At 69.8% G+C, this 19,155-nt stretch carries 16 protein-coding genes; 6 read left to right on the top strand and 10 right to left on the bottom strand.

Translation table 11 applies throughout. The features are described from left to right. Both JGS39_RS27795 and JGS39_RS27790 read right to left on the bottom strand, forming a co-directional pair. Positions 1-2,976 (bottom strand): non-ribosomal peptide synthetase (locus JGS39_RS27795; RefSeq protein WP_219572346.1); only part of this gene is annotated, 2,976 nt, incomplete at its 3' end. A 404-nt stretch (positions 2,977-3,380) separates the two neighbouring features. Beyond that, positions 3,381-3,599: an MbtH family protein gene (locus tag JGS39_RS27790; RefSeq protein ID WP_219572345.1), complete on the bottom strand. Its 219-nt coding sequence runs from the start codon at positions 3,597-3,599 to the stop codon at positions 3,381-3,383. Between the two features lie 891 nt (positions 3,600-4,490). On the opposite strand from JGS39_RS27790, the gene JGS39_RS27785 reads away from it, so the two are divergent. After that, a complete protein-coding gene (locus JGS39_RS27785) occupies positions 4,491-5,384 on the top strand; it encodes a hypothetical protein (RefSeq protein WP_219572344.1) in 894 nt (297 codons plus the stop codon). A 257-nt stretch (positions 5,385-5,641) separates the two neighbouring features. Here JGS39_RS27785 and JGS39_RS27780 read toward each other — a convergent pair whose 3' ends face one another. Together JGS39_RS27780 and JGS39_RS27775 are read right to left on the bottom strand one after the other, a co-directional pair. After that, complete coding sequence (locus JGS39_RS27780) at positions 5,642-5,866, bottom strand: hypothetical protein (RefSeq protein WP_219572343.1); 225 nt, start codon at positions 5,864-5,866, stop codon at positions 5,642-5,644. Positions 5,867-6,029: 163 nt separating this feature from the next. Continuing rightward, a complete protein-coding gene (locus JGS39_RS27775; protein WP_219572342.1) occupies positions 6,030-6,656 on the bottom strand; it encodes a maleylpyruvate isomerase family mycothiol-dependent enzyme in 627 nt (208 codons plus the stop codon). A gap of 389 nt (positions 6,657-7,045) precedes the next feature. On the opposite strand from JGS39_RS27775, the gene JGS39_RS27770 reads away from it, so the two are divergent. Further along, a complete protein-coding gene (locus tag JGS39_RS27770; protein ID WP_219572341.1) occupies positions 7,046-7,432 on the top strand; it encodes a hypothetical protein in 387 nt (128 codons plus the stop codon). A 307-nt stretch (positions 7,433-7,739) separates the two neighbouring features. Here the strand turns inward: JGS39_RS27770 and JGS39_RS27765 are convergent, their stop codons facing one another. Further along, positions 7,740-8,408 (bottom strand): TetR/AcrR family transcriptional regulator, encoded by a 669-nt coding sequence (locus tag JGS39_RS27765; protein ID WP_219572340.1) that lies wholly within the window; start codon positions 8,406-8,408, stop codon positions 7,740-7,742. A gap of 134 nt (positions 8,409-8,542) precedes the next feature. Here JGS39_RS27765 and JGS39_RS27760 point away from each other — a divergent pair, with 134 nt between their 5' ends. Then, the gene (locus JGS39_RS27760; RefSeq protein ID WP_219572339.1) at positions 8,543-8,959 is read left to right on the top strand and encodes a Dabb family protein; all 417 of its coding nucleotides are present in this window, start codon (positions 8,543-8,545) and stop codon (positions 8,957-8,959) included. A gap of 351 nt (positions 8,960-9,310) precedes the next feature. On the opposite strand, the gene JGS39_RS27755 is transcribed toward JGS39_RS27760, so the two are convergent. Then, positions 9,311-10,090 (bottom strand): VOC family protein, encoded by a 780-nt coding sequence (locus JGS39_RS27755; protein WP_219572338.1) that lies wholly within the window; start codon positions 10,088-10,090, stop codon positions 9,311-9,313. Between the two features lie 460 nt (positions 10,091-10,550). Between JGS39_RS27755 and JGS39_RS27750 the strand changes: the two genes are divergently transcribed. Continuing rightward, complete coding sequence (locus JGS39_RS27750) at positions 10,551-11,051, top strand: metallophosphoesterase family protein (protein WP_219572348.1); 501 nt, start codon at positions 10,551-10,553, stop codon at positions 11,049-11,051. Between the two features lie 252 nt (positions 11,052-11,303). On the opposite strand, the gene JGS39_RS27745 is transcribed toward JGS39_RS27750, so the two are convergent. Both JGS39_RS27745 and JGS39_RS27740 read right to left on the bottom strand, forming a co-directional pair. Continuing rightward, positions 11,304-11,780 carry a lamin tail domain-containing protein gene (locus JGS39_RS27745; protein ID WP_236063941.1) on the bottom strand — a complete coding sequence of 159 codons (477 nt, stop codon included), beginning with the start codon at positions 11,778-11,780 and terminating at the stop codon, positions 11,304-11,306. A 458-nt stretch (positions 11,781-12,238) separates the two neighbouring features. Then, the gene (locus JGS39_RS27740) at positions 12,239-12,436 is read right to left on the bottom strand and encodes a DUF4236 domain-containing protein (protein WP_219572337.1); all 198 of its coding nucleotides are present in this window, start codon (positions 12,434-12,436) and stop codon (positions 12,239-12,241) included. 642 nt (positions 12,437-13,078) lie between these two features. Between JGS39_RS27740 and JGS39_RS27735 the strand changes: the two genes are divergently transcribed. After that, positions 13,079-13,339, top strand: a complete 261-nt coding sequence (locus JGS39_RS27735; RefSeq protein ID WP_219572336.1) for a hypothetical protein — start codon at positions 13,079-13,081, stop codon at positions 13,337-13,339. 100 nt (positions 13,340-13,439) lie between these two features. Then, entirely contained in the window at positions 13,440-14,312 is an 873-nt protein-coding gene (locus JGS39_RS27730; protein ID WP_219572335.1) for an oxygenase MpaB family protein, read from the top strand. Between the two features lie 490 nt (positions 14,313-14,802). Here the strand turns inward: JGS39_RS27730 and JGS39_RS27725 are convergent, their stop codons facing one another. Both JGS39_RS27725 and JGS39_RS27720 read right to left on the bottom strand, forming a co-directional pair. Beyond that, positions 14,803-15,138 (bottom strand): MerR family transcriptional regulator, encoded by a 336-nt coding sequence (locus tag JGS39_RS27725; RefSeq protein WP_219572334.1) that lies wholly within the window; start codon positions 15,136-15,138, stop codon positions 14,803-14,805. Positions 15,139-16,000: 862 nt separating this feature from the next. Then, on the bottom strand, positions 16,001-19,090 hold the full coding sequence (locus tag JGS39_RS27720; RefSeq protein ID WP_219572333.1) for a glycoside hydrolase family 38 N-terminal domain-containing protein: 3,090 nt from the start codon (positions 19,088-19,090) through the stop codon (positions 16,001-16,003). Positions 19,091-19,155: the final 65 nt, after the last annotated feature.

The raw sequence follows: 19,155 nt of genomic DNA, 5'->3' as shown, positions 1-19,155 counted from the left end.
GGGCAGGGCGGGGCGGTCGACCTTGCCGTTGGCGTTGAGGGGCAGGGCGTCGAGGGATACGAACGCGGAAGGCACCATGTACGCCGGCAGGACGCGCCCGACTCGGCGGGCCAGGGCGGAGCCCTCCGGCCTGGCGCCGGGAGCGGGCACGACATAGGCGACGAGCCGGCGGTCGCCGGGTATGTCCTCGCGGACGACGACGCAGGCGCCGTGCACATCCGGGTCGGTGAGCAGGACGTTCTCGGTCTCGGCCGGTTCGATGCGGAATCCGCGGAGTTTGATCTGGCCGTCCGCGCGTCCGACGTATTCGATGTCACCGCTCGCGGTCCAGCGCACGAGGTCGCCGGTCCGGTACATGCGGCCCCCGCGCATGTCGTAGGGGTCGGCGACGAACCTGGTGGCGGTCGGCGCGGGACTCCCCCGGTAGCCGCGGGCGACGCCGTGCCCGCTCACGTACAACTCCCCCACGACGCCGGGCGGCACCATGGCGAGGGAGGGGTCCAGCACGTACAGACTCATCCCGTCGAGGGCCCGGCCGATGGGCGGCACGCCCGTGGTGCCTGCGGCGACCGGGTGGCGGGCGGTGAAGGTCGTGGTCTCCGTGGGGCCGTACACATGCAGGACGAGCGTCGCGGGCGCCGCGGCTGCCACCCGCTGCATCAGGTCCGGTGTCGCGGCCTCGCCCCCCGCGGCAACCATGCGCAGTCCGGCGAACGCCGTCGGGTCCGCCTCGGCCACCACGTTGAACAGGGCCGTCGTCAGGAAGAGCGCCGTGAGACCGTTCCGTCGCACCATGTCGTGCAGCACCCGGGCGTCCACTACACCGCTCGGGGCGACAACCACGCAGCCGCCGTTCAGCAGCGGCACCCAGGTCTCGAACGTGGAGGCGTCGAAGACGTACGCCGAGTGCAGCAGCACCGCGTCGCACACGCCGTCCTTCCAGGTGTTGTCGGCCGCCAGCGCGAGGACATCGGCATGGGTGACGCCGACGCCCTTGGGCAGGCCGGTGGAGCCGGAGGTGAACATCACGTAGGCCAGCCGGTCACCGCGGGTCAGGCACGGCAGTGGGCCCGGTCGTGGCGGAGCGCCGCGTAAGACGCCACCGAGAGCGTCGACGACGATCATCGGCAGGCCGTTGGCCGTCGCCCGCACCCAGGGCTGAACGGCGGTGGTCTCGTCGACGACCAGGGCACGGACGTGGGCGGTCTCGGCGACGCGGGTGAGCCGTTCGGCCGGCCAGGCAGGGTCCATCGGTACGTACGCCGCTCCCGCGCCGACTGCGCCGAGCGTGGCGGACACCACGGCCGCCGAACGACCCACGAGGACGCCGACGCCGTCTTCGGCACCGACGCCCCAGCCCGCCAGTGCACTCGCCAGACTCTCCGCCGTCCGGGCCAGCTCCCGGTACGAGAGTGTGACGGCGCCGTCCACCACCGCGGGCGCGTCCGGCGTCCGGCGCGCCTGCGCACCGAATGCTTCCGGCAGGCTCGCGGCCACGGCCTCCGCGGGCAGGGGGGTGCCTCGCCCCTGCCCGCGCAGGACCTCGGCGGTGTTCTCGTCGACGAACGGAAGGTCACGCAAAGGGGTCTCGGCGTCCGCGTCGGCCAGAGTCGTCAGGAAGGAGACGACAGCGTGCTGGTGCAGCCGCACGTCCTCGGGGCGGTACAGCTCCGGGTTGGCATCGAACCCGATCAACGGCCCTTTGCCTGCGGCCCGTTCGGAGACGAAGAGGGACAGGTCGTCCACCGGCCCGATGGACAGCACGCGGGAGGCGCCGGGGCTGCCGGCGAAGTCGAGGTCGTAGTCGTAGCCCATGATGTTGACGACGACACCGGTGAGCCGGGCCGCGTCGTCGGCCATGTTCAGTTCACGGGCGAGTTGTTCCCGCGAGAACCGACGGTGGCGCAGGGCGCCGCGCATTTCGGTGGCGGCGGCGCGGACGAGAGTGCCGACCGTCATGTCGGCGGCGACGGTCAGGCGCAGCGGCAGGATGTTGGCGGTCATGCCGACGATGTGCCGGAGCCCGCCGTGCCGGCCGTTGGAGGCGAGGCCCACGGTGACTTCCTGCGTCCCGGTGACCCGGCCGACGTACGCGGCGACGGCACTGACGAGGACGGCGCTCCAGGTGGTGCGGTGGGCGGAGGCGAGCCGGCGCAGACTGTCGAAGACGGCGACGGGCAGCGTCTCGCCGGTGTGCAGCCGGATGTCCGGTCCGTCGAGGACCGGCGGCGCGGCGTCGGTGCGTCGGCGTACGAGCGCCCGGCCACCGTGTGCGTCCGCTTCGCCCTCGGCACCGGCCGGGTCCACGGCGCGGTCGGTGACCAGGTCCGCGAACCGGTCGGTCCAGTACGTACGGTCTGCCTCGTACCGCTCCGAGCCGCGGTAGGCCACCTCGTCGGCGACGAGTTCGCGCAGGGGCGCGGCGGGCAGCTCGGCTTCGGCCAGATTCTCGCCGCGCACAGCACGCTCGTAGAGGTCGGCCACGGTGCGGGCGAAGACGGCGCCTCCGAGGCCATCGACGACTATGTGGTGAAAGCGCACGTACCAGTAGTGCAGTCGGTGGCCGAGCCGCAGCAACGCGAAGTGGTGATGCGGAGCGTCGAGCCCGTGGACGGCGGCCATGTCGTCGGCCAGGTAGCGCTCGGCCTCCCCGACGGGGTCCTCGGCGTCGGACAGGTCGATCACACGGAGTCCGCTGATTCCCTCCGGGGAGCGTCGGACGACTTGCTGGCGGACGGCCTCGTCCGTGACGACGAACTCCACGTTGAGGCTGTCGCACAGAGCTACAGCCCGGTCCAGGGCTGCGGCGAACAACGGCTCGTCGAGGCCTCCACGAATCTCGAAGCACTCCGCGATGTTGTATTTCGGACTGTCCGGATCGACCAGTTGCCCATACCAGACACCCTGCTGAGCCGCAGTAATCCCAAAGGGAGCTGCGGGGTCCGTGCGGGAGGAGAGAGAGGCGTTTTCACGCATGCCGAGTCACACCTTTGGGGAGAGGTTTCGGGGGGACGAAGAAGTCAGGCCGAAGCCGATCGCGCCGATACAGAACGCAGCGCCGACGAGGACCGGTCACATCACAGGTAACAACGCAGCGCCAATGCAGCAGGCAGCACCGGAATCCTTGCCGACTCAGGAACCCGGCAAGGCACTTCGCAGTCCTCGTGGTCTTCGTGGATCAGAGGCGAACCATGCGGCAGTCCACCGGTGATTCACGACAGCCATATGAATGCGGTATGAAAACTTGCGGGCACAATATGGCCGGTGATCACTTCTGCCTGATCGATTTTGCTCGAATGGGAGCAAAAATGATCAGGCAGAAGTGTCAGAACCCGCAGGGCCCACCAAGGGCCGGCCGCACCCTCGACGACCTGGATGCCCTATCCGGTGCCGGACTCCATCGCCCGCACCAGACTGGCGGGCCGCATGTCCGTCCATGCGGCCTCGATCGCGTCCAGACACTCCTGACGCGACCCCTCGGGCCCACCCACACTCCAGCCGCCCGGGATATCGATGTGCGCCGGCCACAGCGAGTACTGACCCTCACCATTCACCAGCGTCACGAACCGCCCCGACTCGTCATCAAAAGGATTGCTCATGACCGCCCCCTGACCTGTTCTCACACTGCCCACGACATGTTCACCAGCATTTTTCAGGCACGCCCGCGCAGATCAATTCCCTGCCCCCACACCGCCGAGCCGAGCACCCCTCGCGGTGCGCTATCGGCCACACATGGCGGAAATACGTTAGATCTGCGGATAGCGAGGCCATGCCGACGGGCCTGCCGAGATTCCCCCCGGCTTCACCCGACCGCCGCAATCACCATAGATGACCCTCAACGGCCGAAGATGCGAATCCAGCCCATTGCTTACGAGTCTCCGACGAGGAGACCAGGAACCGCGTCGCCCGAGACATATGCCAACGCGCCCTCGACGTAAACATTCAGCCACCCGATGCCCCTATTGTGCAAGTATCACTAATTACGACCCGAACGAATCCGGATAGCCGCGGGCGTGCGCCCGCAGACTCTCTGACATCAACAAAATCCGCCGCGCCCCCGTGCGCCGGTCACGCGCCCCACTTCCTGCCCCCCGCGCCAAGCGGAGTCGGGCGCCGGCAGGGTCTTGGGCTTCATGACGCAAGGCGCTGCCGGCAGCGGACGGGCAGGCAACGGGCTGTCGTCGAGGACGACTCGCGACACAGGAAGACGCGTACCGCTTCCTGCATGACGTCACGACGGGCCCCGAGACTTCAGTTCTTGCCGTTGGAGGAGGCCGGCTTCCCTGACGGTCCGCATGCACGTGCGGCCCGTACGGGCGGAACAGGCATAGGTATGTGAGGCGGGTCGGGGCCCGGCTGCGAGCGGGCCTGACTCCGTACAGGTCGGCTCGCCGTCTCCCGTCCGCGGCGCCGGCGGCGGTGGATCGGAGATCCAGACCCCAAGCCTGCGACGGGGGCCGGGGCGCCGGCACCTTCCGTAAGCTCCTGGCATGCCCTACGAGGTGGATGCGCGGGAACTGTACGAAGCCCTGGCACGGTGCGAGGGAGCGCAAACGTACGAGACGATCGTCGCCCCATGGCTTGATCAGGCCCAGAGCGGCTACCGCGCGTGGCTGGCCACGGCAGGCGGCTTCGGCTCATGGTGGGCCGAGAAGGAAACGGAGCCCGAGGGCCAGCACCTCGTGCGGGAGCTCTACGCCCTGCACCGGGTCAGCGACCGGCTGCTGCTCACCTTCCAGCCGCCATCGGGCGAGCCCCGCTCCCCAGATCCGCTTCCTTCGCTTTCGGAGGGCGAGTATCTCGATGCATTCACGTCTCTCGGCATGTCGCCGTTCAGGGACGGCGACGCGTTCGACCCGTTCCTTCACGAGATCGCCGAGGTCGAGCAGGCCGACGACCCGCACGCGCCGATCGAGATCACCGAGGTCCTCTGGCCCGGCCTGATGCTCGGCCGGCTGCTGTTCAACCGGTCCGGGGTGCGGATCCGCGCCGGCGTCGAGCACGCGCAGCGCGGCGTCGCCGACCGCTCGCCGCTGTACTGGTCGTTCCTGCGCCGCCACCGCCCCACGGTCGACCTGTCCCAGGGCTGGGGCAGCAATTCGCAGTGGCGCACCGACTTCCGCCTCGACTACCGGACCCCCGCCGGTGATCGGCTCAACGTGACGGGGAATCGCCCGATCGACGGCAACGCCGACCTGCACCCGGACCATCCGAACAACCTCAGCCCCGAGGAAAGGCTCCTGACACCCGGCGTCCGGCGCGAACTGCTGCGCCACCGCTGCCTTCTGCGTATGCCGGAGGCGGCCGACGCCCTGGCCGGTTCGCCGGGCTGGGAGCGGGATCTGATGCCCTTCGGCTGGCGGCTTCCCGGCTCCGATGCGTGACTCCGGGGCGGCTGGTATCCGGGGCGGTGGACGTGGCTGTCACCGTGCGGTGAGAATTCTGACGCAGCCCTGCCCGTAGTGGCGCAGGCGCCACCGCGCCTCCGGGCCCTCGCGACCGCCTGTCCGGGCCGGGCAGCCGGCCGTCGCACCGGAGCGGCTCGTTGACGATCGGCGATGACCACGATCGGCCATGCCAACGGGCCGGCCAGGACCGGGAGGGCGCGGGGCGCGGGTCGTTCGCGCGCAGCGACGGCGGACTACACCGCGCCGGTGGCGAACAGCTCGAGGTGCCCGCATTTGGGGCAGCGGAACGCCTCTATCTGTCGCCGGGGCCGGCCCATCCGCTTGGCACCCCCGAAAACACCCCGCTCCAACGCGCCCTCGATCCAGCGCGCGTACCCGCGCGAGTGCTCACCGGCATCCTCGATGAATCCCTCCATCAAACCGACCGTGCCACAGTGGGTACACGTGTAGTTGTTCATCCCACGAGTCTAGGAATCGGCGCGGCCGGGTCCACCCACCCGGGCATCTCTCAGCCGCACCCCACTGAACGGTCGCACCACCCTGTACCGCCTCGACCCGGCGCATAGCAACGCGCGATCTGTCTCGGGCCAGGCCATCGGCCGCGGTGGAGGTTCTGGCTGTTCAGGTCCCCGCGGCAAGTGTGTGAACGCCCGGCCCCTCGAGCTCGTCCAGGGCTGACCGGCGCCCGGAGACGGCCAGGAGCAGGGCGAGTGCGGGGCCTGCCACGGTGGGCCCGGTTCCAAGCGTCAGCGCGCCGTCGGTCGCCGTGAGCTGAACCCGGCCCATGAGTTCCTTGGCTCCGCCGAATGACGCCGGGGTGCGGGTCTGCAGACGGAGCGATCTGACCACGGCCTGCGGCGGGTACGTGCGGGTGAGCCCCAAGGGGCGACGGATGTCCTCACCGTGGACGATCTCCTCGACGAGGCGGCTGTCGAGGGGCGCCGGAGGGGTCGACTTACGCGATGCCGCCATGCGAAACCGCTCCAGGGTCTCCTGCGGTGTGGCCCCACGCTCGCGCGCCACTCCCCAGCTGTTCTGACGGTCGAAGTCGAACCGCGCCCGGGCGAGACCCACAATGAAGCCCAGGCGAGTGGTTCGAGCCGTGTCCACCAAGTGGGCGACCACGTCGTGCACCGTCCACCCGTCGCAGAGTGACGGCGTGGCCCACTGCTCGTCATCGAGGTGCGCGAGTTGCTCGATCAGCGCCGCGCGTTCTGCGTGCACCACCGACCAGACGTCGACCGTCACGGCATTCTCCTTCGTTGATCACAGTGTTCTGAAAGTTGGGACTCCAGGGGTGGCCGGAACTCATCGCCCGGTGCCCGAATGCACGCACGGCTGTTTCCCGAGCGTGGCACGCTCTCGTCTGGCGCGTGGCTTCGGCACGCAGGTTTCTGGCGCCGCCGGTTCCACTGCCGGGGCACACGGTGCCGGACCATCTGCTTCGTGGCATGCGGTACCCGGCTGGGCGCGTTCACCGGCTCTGTCACTGGTCTTGGCCACCGTGCGGGAGCCGCTTCCCCGGGCAGAGCGGCTTCAGGAAGCCGGGGATGACGGTGGCTCCCGAACCCCTGGCAGTGAGCCGCGCAACGTGAGATCGTCCGCACGTGACTGACGCTGCCGGTGAGGCAACGGCCTTGAAGCGACCCGATGACCGCATCGCGTCCGCCCTGCGCTTCGCGACGGAACTCGTCGCCTGGGTGACCACGCCCTGGGCCCTGGCCGGCCACTCCTGGGTGCTCGCCGCCCTGTCCGTGCTGGTCCTGATCGGCCTTCCGACACTGTTCTCCACCCCCGGGGACAAGGCCCACGTCATCATCGCCGTGCCGGGCTGGGCCACGATCCTGCTGGTACTGCTCCAAATCGCAGCGGCCGCGGTCTCCTCGTGGCTGATCTGGCCCGTCTGGGCGGCGGTCCCGGTCGCTCTGCTGGCCGTCGCGACCCTCGTTACGGAGCGTCGACGGTGGCAATGGCTGGCTGCCACCGACAGCCCCACCGGCCGAAGCGCTCAGTCACAGATATGACTGGCGCGCTGACGACACCGCTCACCAACCGGCGTGCGGTTCGCGAACCCGGCATCGGGGGCGGTGTACTCAGCGGCGGCGGCGAGGCCGGTAGGGTCGGCTGGTCCGTAGCGAATTCTCCCGAGGGACCCCGGCTGTCCTGAGCCGGCTCCGCGGCGTCGGCGGCCTGCTCGGCCAAGTCGCTTTGGGGGCAGGGTCACTGCGCCGAGGCGGCATGGGCCAGTGGCGGACGCCGGTGGCTCGCCATAGTGCGCAGTTCGTGTTCATCGAGATGGCGTGTTCGGATCCCGTGGTGCACGGGCGTCGGTCAGAGGACACGTTTCGGGGAGCTCTCGATCCCGTACGCCCGCACGAAGGTGTCGACGCCCGCCCGCACGATCTCCCGTGTCTCGGCCGCGTCGACCTTCCGTGTGCCGAGCCGTGAACGCGCCTCCATCGGCCCGGTGAGCAGGGCGAGGAACTGCTCGGCGGCGCGCACCGGATCCTCCGCGCGCAGGTGCCCGGCGAGGGCGAGCTGCGCGAACCGGTCTGCCAGCGCATCCCCGAGCCGCCCGGACGCCCGTCCCTGCACGACCTCGGCGAGATCGGGAAACGCTGCGAGCTGCGCATACGTCAATGCCCGCAACGAGCTTGCCCGTTGGCCGCAGCACGTCTTCAACAGCCGGTTCCCGATGTCCTCCAGCGCGGCCCGCAGTTCGTCACCGTGGTCGCGCAGCCGCTCGACCACGGCCAGGTTCTCGGCCATGACGAGATCGGCGGCGTTCGCCATCGCGTGCCGGAACAGGTTCTCCTTGTCGCCGAGGTGGTTGTAGACGGTCGGTTTGGCGACCCCTGCCTCGTCGGCGATCTCCTGCACGCAGGCCTGCGCGTACCCTCGCCGCGCGAACACGGCGAAAGCGGCGTCCAGGATGGCCTGCCGCTTGTCGATTCGCCCCCGGGGAGCGGGCCGCCCGGCAGCCGTCGTCGCTGATGTCACTGGCGCAGACTACCGGGAACCGCACATGAGTTGAACCAATCGGTTCATTTTCTCGAACTACTGCGTAGGTACCGTCCAGCTCATTAAAGTGAACCAGCAAGTTCAAGTTGCCGGGCGCCCGGGAGGGACAGCACATGATCGTCAACACGTTGCGATTCAGCTTCAAGGACGGCACATCAAAGGAGGACGAGGAGGCGGTGCTCGCCGCAATGCGCCGGACGGCGAGCACCGAGCCGGTAGCGTTCTCCACGGTCGGCCGGTACACGGGCGACCCGACGGAGGGCTTCACTCACGTGTACTGCGCGGGCGTTTCCGACCTGACCGCGCTGGAGCGCTACATGCACGAGAAGGCGCACCTCGACGGGGACTGGCTGATCATCCCGCACCTGGCGCAGCTCTCCGCCTTCCGCTTCTCCGACGACCCCGACCCCGACCTGGACGCCAAGATCCTCGCCCTGCACGCCCGCAAGGTCGAGCTGTACCCGGAGTGGGGCCGCCTCCTGGACGCGATCCCGGGCGCTCAGGGTTCTTTCGGCGACGGCACCCGCTAGGGGACTCCTGCCCGATCGGCGCGGGAGAAGGAGATTGGGCCGCCGCACGGAGCCGGTCGGTGCCGATTGTCATGGTGGCGGTGACTGCCGCCGGAGAACGGATCGCTGCGTGAACACGCCACCGGCCGTCCGGCCGCGGTGATCCCCGTCCCGCTCAGACTCCGACAGGCGCACGTCACTCCTGGAACGAGGCCTTCGGCGATCTCATGAACGCTGAGGCCGAACGGCCGAACATCTGGAGGCCGGGCCGGGCGGCGTCCGGCTGTACCGGCCCAGGATCTCTGTCCTCGAGCAGTACGTGCCCGCCCGGTTCCGGGCGGGCACGTACTGGAATGCGATACGCCCGGAGAATTACAGAGGCTGCGGCTTGATCATGGCGAACGGGGCGCCCTGCGGGTCGGCGACGACAGTCATGCGGCCGGCCATCATGTCGAAAGGCGGGGCCAGCACCGTGCCGCCTCTCCTGACCAGGGCATCCACGGTGGAGTCGACGTCGTCGACCGCGAAGTAGGCCAGCCAGTGCGCAGGTGTGCCGGGCGGGTCGTTGGCCAGCAAGGTGACACCGCCGACGGAGCGGCCCCCCACGCGCAGTTCCCAGTAGGAGTCAGCGCCGTCCATCGGCTCGATGTCGATGCCGAACACCTCGCCGTAGAACGCGGTGGCGGCCGGCACGTCGCTGGTGTGAAGCTCGTTCCAGGTGAGTGCGCCTGCCTCGTTGGCGACCTGGGCGCCGGAGAACTCGCCGGGTTGCCAGACGCCGAACACCGCACCCTGCGGATCGGCGGCGACCAGCATGCGGCCGAGGTTGCCGACATCCATCGCCGGTACGAGAACGGCGCCTCCCGCTGAGACAACGGCTTCTTGAGTGGCCTGGGCGTCGCTGGTGGCCAGGTAGTTGGTCCACACCGTCGGCGGCTCCGGCGTACCCTCAGGCGCCATCGCCGGGCCGATGCCTGCCGTGGCCTTCCCGTCCAGCTCGCAGACCGCGTACCCGCCGAACTCGGCCGGGCCCGGCTTCCCCTGCCAGCCGAACAGATCGCGGTAGAAGTCCAGCGCGGCCTGCTGATCCTTGGCCATCAGATCGACCCAGCACGGGGTGCCGGTCGCATACGGAGTGGTGACTTCAGGCATATCTCTCCCTCGGATTACGCTCTTATGTCACCTTTTCGTCACCAACCGGAGCGGAACCGTCCGACACGCCGCGACCACGAAAGCGGGGAACCGAATGAGTACCCGGGGAGTACTTCCCACCAAGGCGATGCACGACCACGCGTCTCATCGGACACGTAAAGGTCCGGAGAAGGTTGGACACCTGCTGCCGGCAAGAGCGGTGCTGTGTGACAGTTCATCGGACAGCAGGCCGCGTGTGGTCTTCGGCTCGACGCCTTGGCCGCCGGCGCCGCGTCCGACACGCTCGCCACCTGTAGTGACCCCGACCCGGGCAGTGCCACGCCACCGTCTGCCCCAGGCCGCCACGCCGGGGCAGTCTCCCCTCCCCCGCCAGGACACTTACGGCCGGTAGACCGGACAGCCCCGAGGAGAAGGCAGGCGGATGGACGGCGACACGACCGGGACAGAGATGGGCTCTCTCGTGCGGCTACTGCTCGTCTCGGACACCCATGTACCCCTGCGCGCAAAGCGGCTCCCCGACGAACTGCTGCGCGAGTCGGACCGGGCGGACGTGGTCGTCCATGCCGGGGACTGGGTCGACCTGGCCACCCTCGACCTGCTGGAAGGACGCGCGCGACGCCTGGTCGGCGTGTACGGCAACAACGACGGCCCGGAACTGCGGGCCCGTCTGCCTGAGGTGGCCCGCGTCCGGCTGGGGGGCCTGCGCTTCGGCGTCGTCCACGAGACAGGGGCCGCCCACGGACGGGAGGCGCGTTGCGCCACGCTCTATCCGGACCTGGACATCCTGGTCTTCGGCCACAGCCACATCCCGTGGGACACCAAGGCGCCGGGCGGGCTGCGCCTGCTGAACCCGGGGTCTCCGACGGACCGCCGGCGGCAGCCGTACTGCACGTACATGACGTGCACGGTGACAGAGGGAGTCCTCGGCAACCTCGTCCTGCACCGCCTGCCGAGGCCCTGACTCCTTCCCGCCGGGCCAGGCAGGGAGGGATCAGCGGCAGGGGCGGGCGGTGGTGTGATCAAGCGACGATCCCATCCGCCCGACCATGCGCCACAGAGCCGAGCAACTGCGGGCCGACCTGCCCTGTGGATGGGCCGCCGAGGGGAGGGGCCGGGCAGGGCGGCAGCCCGGCCCCTCCGTAAGGGGGCAGGAAGGGCTGACTGCCGTGGGGCGGCAGTCAGCCCTTCGCTGTCCCCGGTTTACGGCCTGGGGTCAGCGGCGGTGGTGGTGTCCGCGGCCCCAGGACTCCTTGTCGACGGTGCGGCCCCGGTCGTCGCGCAGGGTCGCGGTGTCGGAGTAGTTGTCCCAGACGTAGTGGTAGCGGTCCTGGTAGAGATCCGTGCGGGTGTCTCGGCCAACGCCGGTGTGGATGCGGAGGGTGGTGTGGCCGGAGAGGCGGACGTCGTCGAAGCGGTAGCGGTTTCCGTTGTCGCCGCGCAGGGTCCAGCCGTCCAGGTTCACCGCACGGCGTCCCTGGTTGGTGATCTCGATCCATTCACGGTTCAGGGACCGGTTGGATCCGTTGTCACGTCCGGGGCTGTCGGCCTGGACATCGCTGATCACGACCCGGGCCTGAGAGCGGTGGCGGTCGTGGTCCTGCGCGGAGGCCGGCAGCGCGACGGCCGAGACAACAGCGCCGGCCGTGAGCACGGTCGCGGCGATACGGCGGGTAGCCGAAGAAGCAGACAAGGTGATGTCTCCTCAGGAACAGTGCCCATGCCGTTCGATAGGGCCGGCATGAGCGGTGCGAGTTCCCGACCCGTACCGGGCCGAGAACCAGAACTCTGCGCCCAGGAAGCGGCCCGCGGCAGGCTCAACCGGCCCGGTTACCAATCAGGGACATTTCCGCAACTCTCGGGTGCAAACGACACGCATATGCGGCGGGCATCGCCCTGACGTTCACTGACCGCTACACCCACCCGTTCAATCATCAACAGCAAGCCCTTCCATACCCGGGCGCACGCTCCCGGGCGCCACCCGGCGCACCACTCGCACGGCCGAGGCAATCTTCGTAACGGCCGTTCTTCATGTTTCTTCGCACACTTGGACCCGAGCCGGAGAGAGTGGCGAGTTGGACACGAGCGGACTCCTGTCCTGACGGGGAATGCGCCAACTCCAGCCGCGTCGCGGGCCTGCTCACCTTTCACTCAGTGGCGGCTTGCACGGGTGGTGCGCCGCCAGCCGAAGGGGCCCGGCAGATTCATCGACGTCGTACGGCGACCGGTGCTGCTGCGGGTCCGTCGTGGACCGTGCTTGCCGCCTGTCGTGATCGACCACGACTTACGGTTGATGTTGAGAGTCACGCCCGGGAGGATCCTGAAGCTTTTGCGGAACGTGAGCGGCATGGGTGCCTCCTGGCTCGGTGTTGTCGACCGGCCTTCTCCATCAGCCAGTTGGCTCTCGTGTTGCCTGAAAGTCGCCGTCCATGCACGGCACCCTCGGCTGAGTCCCCGGGACCGGCCGCTCCCGGTGCGTGGAGGTCGCGCTGCGGGCCGGCTTCAGGGGTCGCCCGGTTCCGCTGCCGGCCGCGGCGGCGGTTACCGGCCCGTCGTCGCCCGATCACCTTGTTCCTCGGGCCGCACCAGGCACGGTGCCGAGACGCCGCTGTCGGCAGGACCGGCCGTGACGACGAGGGCCGCCGCGCACCCCGGCAGCACCGAGGGCCAAGGGCTGTGATGCGGGACGGCGCGGCGTCCCGCATTACCCGCGTGCGCCGCAGCCGCAGCCGCAGCCGCCCACGATCATGGTGTTCTCCGCTGACCGCGCCAAGCGGCCGGACACCGAGCAGGAGGATCTCTCCGGGAGAACCGGGTCAGCGGATGCGCGTGACGCGCGGATGCCGTGCAATTGTCAACGCCTACCGCATCGCCCCATGCCCGGGAGGGCAGGGCCGGTCTCGGCGCGTCATGCCGGGCACAGGGGGTACGCGAGGTGTCACACCAGCCCGCCCTGTACCAGGGCGGGCGCGCAACGACGGGAGCAGCGACATGACTGACCGCAGGCCGCAGGGCACCGCCTACACCGGGGCGAAGGGCAGCCCGCCGCCGATACCCGCCGACATACCCGACCAGCAGGTCCAGGACGGCGAGGACGCCCTCGACGTGGTTCTCCCGCCGGGTTCCGAACACCAGGCAGACGAAACGGAAGCCGCCCAGCCCGACCCCGATGAGGCCGGATCGGGCCGCGAGGCCGCGCGCAATGCCGGCATTCACCCGGAGCACCCCACCCCGGACGAGTCGACCGGGTGACGGGGTGACGTGCAGCCCAAGGGATCGCGGAGCAAGGCCGAGGCCAAGCGGCAGGCAGGAACTCCGGCTCGCCGTGGCTGTGTGAGCGCATACTGGCCGTATGGACACGTCCACGCGTGCCGGGGTCGGCCTGCGGGAGCGGCTGGGCAGCGCGATCTTCGCCCAGGTCGCCGGACCCGCAGGGCCGGAGAACCGCGCCCGAATCCACGGAGAGCCCGGCCCGCGCTGGTTCGGTCCGGACCGGCCGATCCGCACGGTCCACGGTGATGCGTCGATGTTCATCGGCGGACTGCGGGCGCTCCTGCTCCAGTCCTTGCACCCGTTGGCCATGGCCGCCGTGGAGGCTCATTCCGGCTACCGCGGCGACCCCTGGGGACGGCTCCAGCGCACCAGTACCTTCCTCGCCGTCACCACGTACGGAACAGCGGACGACGCGCAGCAGGCGGTCGACCGCGTGCGTGCCGTGCACCACCGGGTGCGCGGCACGACTTCACGTGGGGAGTCCTACCACGCCGCTGATCCACACCTTCTGGGCTGGGTGCACGTGGCCGAGGTCGAGAGTTTCCTCCTTGCCCACCAGCGATACGGAGTCGAACCGCTCGACGCGGCCGGGTACGACGGCTACATCGCCGACACGGCGCGGGTAGCGGAAGCACTCGGCGTCACCGAGCCTCCGCGCAATCGCAAAGAACTCGCTGCCCGCCTCGGGGCCTACCGGGGTGAACTGCGCCCGACCAGGGAAGCGCGCGAGGCCGCACGCTTCATGCTGCTGCACCCTCCCCTGCCCTGGGTTGCCCGAGCCCCCTATGCAGTACTCGCCGCGAACTCCGTCGCCGCCCTCCCCCGGTGGGCCCGTACGTCGCTGGGGCTGCCCAGGCTGTCCGGGACAGCCGAGGCTTGCGTGACGCCGACCGGGCGAGCACTGACTGCCGCGATTCGCTGGGCCATGGTCCCACCGCCCCCGTCGGCGTGACCGCCCATTTCCCTCTGCGCTCCGGGGGCTCGGCGACGAAGCCGGCGGAATTCGTCGCCGTCTCACACACCGGTCCGGCAGCTTGACGGTGGGAGTTGTACCGGCGGAACAGATGTTGCCCTTGGCGCAGCCGTGCGTCGTGGCTGTCGACAGCGACTGATGAAACGGATCCGTGCCGAAGGCACCTGTGCCTCCCACCCGGGCGCGGGCCGAGGAAGTGACGTGTGCCGGACCGACAGCCCCGGGCCGTCTGCTCATCGGCGACGAGCGTCTCGAACTCGCCGTCCGTTTCCCGCCGAGGCCGCCCACGCCGCCCAGCCCGCCCACGAGTTCGCCGGCCGGATCAAGGGCTCCGGCGATCACAGCACCGGAGCCCTTCCCGCGCGCCTGCGTCAAGCGGTCGGCCCGTCGGCGTACCTCTTCCGCTGCGTCAGGAAACGCAAGAGGAGACGCAAGGCGCATACGTGTCAGCTTGCCCGCCGATCACCGGTCAGGTCTCCGCCGCGCCGGACTGCCTGACGCGCTCGCGGTATTCGGCGTTGATGCGCTGGGCCTCTTCGAGCTGGTCCTCAAGGATGACGATCCGGCAGGCGGCCTCGATGGGGGTGCCCTGGTCGACGAGTTCCCGGGCGCGCGCGGCGATGCGAAGCTGGTAGCGGGAGTAGCGACGGTGGCCGCCCGCGGAGCGGAGCGGAGTGATCAGGCGAGCTTCGCCGATGGCACGGAGGAAACCCTGCGTGGTACCGAGCATTTCCGCGGCCCTGCCCATGGTGTACGCGGGGTAGTCGTCGTCATCGAGACGGCCGAACGAGTCATCTGCTGTCATTTGCACCTCTCTGTGGAACGCGTGGAGGGGCCCTGGTGCCTTATGGCACCAGGGCCCCGAAGGAACTGCTACACCATCTGCCGGCCTTTAACGCTGCGCCGGCCTTCTGTTTCCGCATGTCCCGGCGTGATGCTGCCGGGGTTGCGGGGATCGCGGTTGCTTGACCGGAGACCACCTCACTATCGATGTCCTGCGGTACCCGGGCCCAGTCATTCCGCCCGGGCGATCCTGATGGCGACTGGCTCCTCCGTTCTTCCCTCTGAGACCGATCACCTACTGACGCTGTACTGCTCGTGGCCTGTGACAGCGCCACTCTTCGCCAGCCGGCCCCGTTGCCCGTCCTGCTTCTGCTCCGGCTCGGAATCCCGCTGACGAACCTCCCGGTGCGCGCGTCCGCAGCCGACGCCTTCACCGAGGTTGCTGCTCACTGACTTGACCGCTGGGTTCCGCGCACGTGCTTACGGGTAACGCTGCAGGGCCGCCCCTGATCACTGCGGGCCACCCGGTCCGGTCGCCAGCCCCGTCGCCGTCCTGCAACAACCCTGGCTTCGGAACTCCGCCACCGAACCGTCCTGCGAACTGCAACCACCCGTACCGCACGCGCTGCTGACCGGCAGTTCATCACTGCCAGGCCCTACGGTCCTTCTGGCTACGAGAGAAACCATAACCACGCGGCCACCCAATGTCTACTCCCGCCGATATAGATTTCCACGTGGTCGCTCGTGAGGTAATCCCGCTCGGCGGCCCGCCCTCCCGGCCGGCTCCGCGGTGCACCGGGGACGTCCGCGGCGGCCCATCCGGGCTTCCGCCCCTCCGGGTCAGTTCGCCGTGGATCGTGCGGGACGACGTTCTCGCCGGATGGTCAGAGGCGCAACAGCACCGCCCGGGTTCCCAGCGTCGGTACGTCCACCGTCGTCGCGCCCCTGGCATCCGGTTCCAGGAGCTCACCGGCTGCGCCGAGGTAGTCGGCCGCCACGGTCTCCGTGACGGGGAAGCCGGGGGTGATCCGGCAGGCGACCGGCTCCTGCGCGTAGGACTGGAGCCTGACCAGGACCTGTCCGGGGGCGGGAACGGTGAGACCCACGACCCGCACCCGGGGATCGCCGACCGTCAGCAGCCCGTAGGAGGCGTCCGGCTCCTCGCTCTCCTCGCCCAGCGCCCGGACGGCGATCAGGGGCCGGCTGCCTGCGGCGGCCGTGCGCATCCCCAGCTCGGGACCGGTGGTGTGCGGGGCCTCCTCCACGGCCACGCTGTAGCGGAACACGTGGTCGAAAGCCTGCTCGGAGGGGAAGTTCGTGTCCCAGATGTTGTTGTGCACCCAGGAGAACAGGGTGCCGGGCTCGTCCTGGGCCAGCGACTGCGGATAGGGCGCGTAGGGAATCGCGATACCGCCCACCTGCACCAGCGGGGCGTCCTGCGTGGCCACGGCGGCGACCACGGTCTCCTCCTCGAAACTGACCCAGCGCCGCACCGCACGCATGTGCCGCGCCGATCCCGGCACCGTCGGAAGGCCGGTGCCCGTCATGCCACCGGTGGCCTCCATGCGGACGACCGGCTGTGCCATGGCGAAGGGGAAGGCGAAGAAGGCGCTCTCCTTGGTCAGGGTCGCGTGCTTCACGATCCTGTTCTCGAGATCGATGCGGGCCTGCCCGTGCGGGAGGTGTACGCGTACCCGCAACAGCTCCGTACCGGCCGGCGCGCACTCGTAGACCAGTGTCTCGCCGGTGGCGTCGCGGAAGCGGTCCACGAGCGCGGCCGGTGGGGCTGCCGTACGGGAGGCGAGCAGATGCATCGAGTCGTTCGCCGTGGTCTTGCTGGACTGGTGGTTGAAGCCGCCGGCCGTGCCGTACTCGTCGTACACGTAACCGTTGAGGCCGAGCGTCGCATCCTGCCGGACCAGTTCCCGGCCGGTCCGCTTGTCGGTGACGGAGCTGATCCACGCAGACCGCAGATCGACGCTCACGCGCAGGAACTCGTTCTCCAGGACGGTGGGCTCCGGGCCGTCGGTCGCCGCCGCCGTCGACGTCCCCTCCCCCGCGACGATGTCCACGCGGACCGCCCCGTGGGCGGGAACGTCCGCCGGCCGGAACAGAAGGAAACGTCCGGCGGCCCGGTGCAGCTCGTTCGTCTGGGCCTCCTCCGTGTGCTCCAGCGTTGCGCCGTCGCGCCCGTCGCGCACCCGGACCGGATCCTCCAGCGGGACCGTGCTCTCCGGAAGGAACAGCCTGACCGTCTCCGAACGGGGCCAGCTGCACGTGTTGGTGATGTAGTAGCCCGCGAGGGTGCCCGCGCGCGGTGCGAGGCGGCCGCCGAGTGCGGCGCCCGCGCCGTCGAGGAGCGTCTTCGCGTCGTCGTGGGCACGCAGCGCCTGCGCGTACTTCCAGTGCCACTGCCGTTCGCCGGACGCATGGCCGTGGTCGCCGTGCGTCCAGGGGTCACCGCCGCCCCAGGTGTGCTCGTTGAACAGGGAGGCGGCCCGGTAGACCTCGGGAGCCGACGCGGTGATTCCGGCGCCCGCGGCACCGAGGATCTCCGCGTGTCCGGCCACCGACTGGGCATCGGCCAGCGCCGCCTGACCGTCACGGGTGGCCGCGAGCGGGACGGCACCGGCGCCGACACCGTCCACCCACCAGTCGCTCCAGTCGCCCTCGAAGGTCTCCAGCCGGTCCCCGTAACGGGCTTCCGCGTCGGCGAAGAAGTCCTCGTTCCGCGAGGTGCGCAGGGCGGGGAAGGCCCACTCCTCGTTCCACCGGCGCACGGTGTCCGCGATGACCCGGCGCGGCGGACCGTTGTCCGCGAACTTGCCCAGGACCCTCAGGTGCAGGATGTCCCACGGGTACGGATCGCCCTTGAACTCCTCGTCCAGGACGGGGAAACCCGGGATGCCACGCCCCTCGTGCGGGTACTGATGAGTGGCCAGCGCCGAAAGGTAGTGGGGCAGGAGGTCGTCGACCCGTTCGAAGGACTCGTCGAAGCCCAGGATCGAGCCCTCCATGTACGCCAGCCCGTGCGGGGTGTCCGTGCGCCACACCAGCACGCTGCGACCGCTCGGCGCCTGCCACCTGAACAGCCGGGGCAGTTCCCCGCCGCCGGTGTGGTGCGGCACTGCTCGGCCGGCCCAGTTGTGGGCGACCGAGAGATAGCGGATACCGCTGTCCGCGAGGACGTCGGGCAGCCCGACGACCTGCCCGGGGACGTCCGTCTGCATCGCCGTGGTGATGTCGATCCCGTGGCGTTCGCGCAGCTCCCGCACAGGACGCAGCAGTTCGTGCAGCTCGTCGGTGGAGCAGGTCTCCGTGTGCAGGTTGAACGGCATCGCCGTCAGCTCGATGCGGCCCTCGCGCACGCGTTCCAGGAACCGGGCGACCTGTTCCGGCGGGCGGTTCGCCGACCAGTTCTCGAAGCTGAAGAAGCCCTCGACGGCCCAGCGGAACTTCGACGCGTCGGGCCGGTCGTCCGTGGCACGGCACAGTTCGAGGAGGGAGTCGAGGTACTTGCGGCCTTCGGCCAGCACCGTTCCCTGCGGGTCCGTGTAGCCGATGTCGAGATGGGCGTGCTGCACCAGGTGCAGCGTCCAGTGCCGCTGCGGTGTCAGCAGCACCTCGATGTGCTCACCCGGCGCCAGCTCGGGCAGCTCCACCAGGACCGGGAGCGGCGAGTCGACCTCGGGGACCAGCAGCCGGGTGTGGCCCTCGGGGCCGGGTATCAGCTCGCAGCGCAGGGAGGTTCCGGACAGGGTGGTGACGTGGGCCCGAGTGAGGGGACGGCCGGCCTGTACCCGTACGGACTGCAGGAGTCCGCCGTCGCCGTCATGTCGCAGCAGTGGCTCGCAGGAGAACCGGACGTCGTGTCCGCCGAGGACGCCGGTGGCGCTCACGCCACGGTCGCGCAGGATGTCGCGGGCGATGTCGGAGTCCCACCAGGAAGGGCGGGACAGGTCGGGGCGGGGCATGGAGAGGGTTCTCCGCTCTGGCGTGGTGTGCCGGTTCGGTGCGTTCGGGGGGGGCGGTGGTGGAG

This window comes from Streptomyces poriferorum (assembly GCF_019399235.1).
Classification (GTDB): domain Bacteria; phylum Actinomycetota; class Actinomycetes; order Streptomycetales; family Streptomycetaceae; genus Streptomyces; species Streptomyces poriferorum.
The sequence above is the reverse complement of the archived record's forward strand: the minus strand, read 5'-3'. Positions and strand labels throughout refer to the sequence as shown.